The 3,951-nt window shown below is 34.0% G+C and carries 6 protein-coding genes and 1 pseudogene; 6 read left to right on the forward strand and 1 reads right to left on the reverse strand.

What is annotated here, in order from left to right:
* The first annotated feature begins 152 nt into the window (after positions 1-152).
* On the forward strand, positions 153-341 hold the full coding sequence (locus CO726_RS32730) for a hypothetical protein (RefSeq protein ID WP_245916858.1): 189 nt from the start codon (positions 153-155) through the stop codon (positions 339-341).
* Positions 342-374: 33 nt separating this feature from the next.
* A pseudogene (locus tag CO726_RS30480) lies at positions 375-1,137 on the forward strand (ATP-binding cassette domain-containing protein).
* 35 nt (positions 1,138-1,172) lie between these two features.
* Here the strand turns inward: CO726_RS30480 and CO726_RS30485 are convergent.
* Positions 1,173-1,430, reverse strand: a complete 258-nt coding sequence (locus tag CO726_RS30485; protein WP_099686782.1) for a hypothetical protein — start codon at positions 1,428-1,430, stop codon at positions 1,173-1,175.
* A 253-nt stretch (positions 1,431-1,683) separates the two neighbouring features.
* Here CO726_RS30485 and CO726_RS30490 point away from each other — a divergent pair, with 253 nt between their 5' ends.
* The 4 genes from CO726_RS30490 (at position 1,684) to sspN (ending at position 3,785) form a co-directional block, all read left to right on the forward strand.
* Positions 1,684-2,259, forward strand: a complete 576-nt coding sequence (locus CO726_RS30490; RefSeq protein ID WP_099686783.1) for a TlpA family protein disulfide reductase — start codon at positions 1,684-1,686, stop codon at positions 2,257-2,259.
* Between the two features lie 115 nt (positions 2,260-2,374).
* A complete protein-coding gene (locus tag CO726_RS30495; RefSeq protein WP_099686784.1) occupies positions 2,375-3,322 on the forward strand; it encodes a 3'-5' exonuclease in 948 nt (315 codons plus the stop codon).
* Between the two features lie 141 nt (positions 3,323-3,463).
* Positions 3,464-3,607 carry an FbpB family small basic protein gene (locus tag CO726_RS30500; protein ID WP_001254697.1) on the forward strand — a complete coding sequence of 48 codons (144 nt, stop codon included), beginning with the start codon at positions 3,464-3,466 and terminating at the stop codon, positions 3,605-3,607.
* 43 nt (positions 3,608-3,650) lie between these two features.
* Positions 3,651-3,785 (forward strand): acid-soluble spore protein SspN, encoded by a 135-nt coding sequence (gene sspN / locus CO726_RS30505; protein ID WP_000527987.1) that lies wholly within the window; start codon positions 3,651-3,653, stop codon positions 3,783-3,785.
* The last annotated feature ends 166 nt before the right edge of the window (positions 3,786-3,951 follow it).

Consider the following 3,951-nt stretch of genomic DNA (forward strand, 5'->3'; position numbering starts at 1 on the left):
TTCCTTTCTTTTGGTGATTTGGTTGTGGTGACTTAATTATATCAAAGTTGGACGATTCTTTTTTATGTTTTATGCAAAAAAAGAGGTTGCCCAAAAGTAACTATTCAGCTACTTTTGGGACAACCTCATTTTATGGAAAGGGATGAAACCAAATGGTTTCATCCCTTTCTTTTTACTATAAAAAATGGGGGAACATTATGAAAGAATATACAAGAATATTATTACCGTTACGACAAGAGAAAATATTAGTAGTGGCAGCCATATGTAGTGGGATTATAGCGGCTATTTTAAACTTATCGCGTCCCATCTTCATGGGGTTAATTGTAGATAATCTTATTTAGCGGGAGTTAAAAGGCGCTTATTTGTGTATTGCATTGTTTGCGGGTAGCCGCTTATTGATGTGGGTGAACAATCTTTCATTTGATTATGTAAGTTCAAAAGCGAGTCAACGAATATTGAGAGAGAAGCGTATAGATGTATTGCGTCATTTTTTCTCATTACCGTTTGAAGAGAGTGAGAAGAGTAAACAAGGAGAGTTAGAGATGTTAGTTGTGTCTGATATTCCGAATTGGGTCAGGTTATATGGTTCTATATTAATAGAATATATACACGCCATTGCCCAATTTATAGGTGCGTTCTTAGCACTACAACATATAGATATAAAGTTCATATTATGGGTAACGGTAGCATTGTTTATTATGGTAATGAGGCTCGTATGACTACAGTGTGGCAAGAACCTCGTTTCTTTCGGACGACAGTAAAAGAGAATATGTATTTTGGGGAAGGGTATTTAGAAAACCAATTAGAAAAAAATATTGAACTTGTAAATGTGAAGCCGATTATTAGGGGGGTACCTGAAGGGATTGAAACTGTACTACATAAAAGTGGTGAAGAGTTTTCGGGAGGAGAAAGAAAACGTCTTGCATTATTGCGAGCAATTGGTTCGAAACCGAATCTAATTATTTTAGATGAACCAACTGCGGGATTAGATCCGAGCAATCAAGAAGTTGTTTGGAATATGATAGAAGGACTAGAAGGAGAAGTAACGAGAATTGTGGCAACACATGATGTGGAGAAAGCAGTATTGTTGCATGTGGAAGCCCTGAAAAGTTAATACATAGTCATTCATTTTTTTAGAGGTGTGAATAAAGATAAGAGCAATGCCCTTATCTTTATTCAGCTCCATCAATTTGATACTCAATAGATTCTGAATGATTCAGATCAACGTTAAAAGTAGCAGTCATAAGGAAAGTTGTAATTCCAAGAATTAAGAAGAGGACGAATGAGACTAGAGAGACGTAGAGACAAATACGTCCTACTTTCTTTTTTTCAAGATCTTTACTAAAGAGTGAGATGATCCATGTAATAATACCGATTGGGTATAAAAGAAAACTAAGAATATATAATGTTGTTTTTTCAAATGAATTCATACACAATCCCCCTTTTGTTGAAGGCTATATAACTGCGAAAGTAAAAAAGGTGAATGGGTCCATAAGAAGATAAGCAACACTTCATTTGTTTTTCTAATTATATGATAAAAAGGAAAAAATTGCACTTTAAATAAGAATATTCTAATTATTTCGACTGTGAATATTTCCAAGCTTGTCCGTATAAGCTAAAATAAGGTATAGAGTATTTGAGTGATTAAGTTATTAGAAGATAAACACGTTAGGGTGATATAAAATGTGGCGGAAGCTTACGATTATTGTAGTGTTACTTAGTTTAGCGGGATATGCAGCTTATGAACAGTTTGGTAAAAACGATCAGGCGGTACAAGGAGAGCAAGAAAAAAGTGAAGCTGCTATGAAAGAGATGATTGCAAGTAATGGTATTGAAATAGGGAAGAGTGCACCAGACTTTACATTAACGAAGTTAGATGGAACAAATGTAAAGTTATTAGATTTAAAAGGAAAGAAAGTGATTGTAAACTTTTGGGCAACGTGGTGTGGGCCTTGCCAGCAAGAAATGCCGGATATGGAAGCTTTTTATAAAGAACATAAAGAGAACGTAGAAATTTTAGCAATAAATTATACGCCTTCAGAAAAAGGTGGGGGAGTAGAAAAGGTAAGTAATTTTGCTAAGGAAAAAGGAATTACTTTTCCTATCTTATTGGACAAGAATATTGATGTGACAACAGCTTATAAAGTCGTTACGATCCCAACTTCGTACTTTATAGATACGAAAGGTGTCATTCAAGATAAGTTTATTGGGCCGATGACGCAAAAAGAGATGGAGAAACGGATTGCTAAATTAAAATAATGGTGAAAAGGTAGAGGTGGAAAGTTATCATTTCTGCCTTTTCTTTTTCACGTAGTGATAGCAGCATGTTATGATAAAAGAAATATAAACGTTTAGAGGTAAAGGGGTGTTTGGAGTGGGGAATATATCCTTACCGTTAGATTATGTTGTAATTGATTTTGAAACAACAGGATTTAACCCTTATAATGATAAAATTATTCAAGTCGCAGCAGTAAAATATCGCAATCATGAATTAGTAGATCAATTTGTTTCCTATGTGAATCCAGAGCGTTCAATTCCGGACCGAATAACGAGTTTAACAGGTATTACAAATTATCGTGTTTCGGATGCACCGACGATTGAAGAAGTGTTACCTTTATTTTTAGCATTTTTACATACAAATGTAATTGTCGCTCATAATGCATCTTTTGATATGCGCTTTTTGAAAAGTAATGTGAATATGCTTGGATTACCGGAACCGCAAAATAAAGTGATTGATACTGTGTTTCTAGCAAAGAAATACATGAAGCACGCGCCTAATCATAAACTTGAAACGTTAAAGCGAATGCTTGGCATTCGTTTAAGTTCTCATAATGCATTTGATGATTGTATTACTTGTGCAGCAGTTTATCAAAAATGTGCCTTTATTGAAGAAGAGGCGAAAAGGAAATCGAATACAGAAGTACTTGATGAAACAACAGTATATGAAGCAGTAAAAGGGGTACTTGTACGAAATAAACGTGATATCGAATGGGTTCGTTGTATGAGCGTAGGAAGCTATTTAGATATAAAAGCATTTTATCCAGTTATGAGAGTAAAAGTAAAAGGACGAAAGAAATACATATTAACAGAGATATTAGAAGATGATGTGAAAGAAATATGTACGAGTTTAAAATGTGAACCGGCGTTAAAAAGTGAAGTTGGTAATACGAGAATTATGCTTACTAGCTTAGAGGACGTCCTGAAATTAGAAAGTTATATTTTAGAACAGTATGATTTCGTATTGCAAGCGCTGCATGATTATAAACAAAGTGAAATGAATGCCGATGAAAAGTTAAAAGAGTATTTAAATATTATGGTATGAAAAACTCCGTGTACGTTTTATTGTACACGGAGTTTTTTTAGGAGTACTAAAACATAAAATTTTCTTGCAAATCTGATTAAAGAGTTTTTCCTTTGCTCATACTATGTATAGTAAGAATGCGAAAGAGAGAGGGTGAACAGCGTGAGAAGAAGTCGCCGTAAATCATTTGACGAACTTGTGAAAGAAAATAAACAACAATTATTAAGCGATCGCGATGCAATCGATCGTATTGAAGAGCGTATTGAAAAACGTTATGAAATGAAACTTTTTAAGCAAGCTGAATAATTCTTAACACTAGTACGATACTAGTGTTAAGGAGGCGATAGTAATGGGTAATCCGAAAAAGAATTCAAAAGACTTTGCACCGAATCATATTGGAACACAATCAAAAAAAGCTGGTGGCAATAAAGGAAAGCAAATGCAAGACCAAACGGGCAAACAACCGATTGTTGATAACGGTTAAAGAAAAGGAGAATATTGTATTCTCCTTTTTTCAGAGTGTTGAAAAACAACTCTGTCAATACAATTTTTAAATAAAACACTTTAAAAATGTCTCCTTTTCTAGAAGAATAAAAAGAAAGGAGGCGTTTTTATGTTTTATAATCAACAAAATCTTGAGATTACACAAA

It is taken from the genome of Bacillus fungorum, from assembly GCF_002746455.1.
Taxonomy (GTDB): domain Bacteria; phylum Bacillota; class Bacilli; order Bacillales; family Bacillaceae_G; genus Bacillus_A; species Bacillus_A fungorum.

Bases quoted from the DNA above. Each gene is read 5' to 3' on its own strand.
- CO726_RS30485 (WP_099686782.1), bottom strand. From the start codon at position 1,430: ATGAATTCATTTGAAAAAACAACATTATATATTCTTAGTTTTCTTTTA.
- CO726_RS32730 (WP_245916858.1), top strand. From the start codon at position 153: ATGGTTTCATCCCTTTCTTTTTACTATAAAAAATGGGGGAACATTATG.
- sspN (WP_000527987.1), top strand. From the start codon at position 3,651: ATGGGTAATCCGAAAAAGAATTCAAAAGACTTTGCACCGAATCATATT.
- CO726_RS30490 (WP_099686783.1), top strand. From the start codon at position 1,684: ATGTGGCGGAAGCTTACGATTATTGTAGTGTTACTTAGTTTAGCGGGA.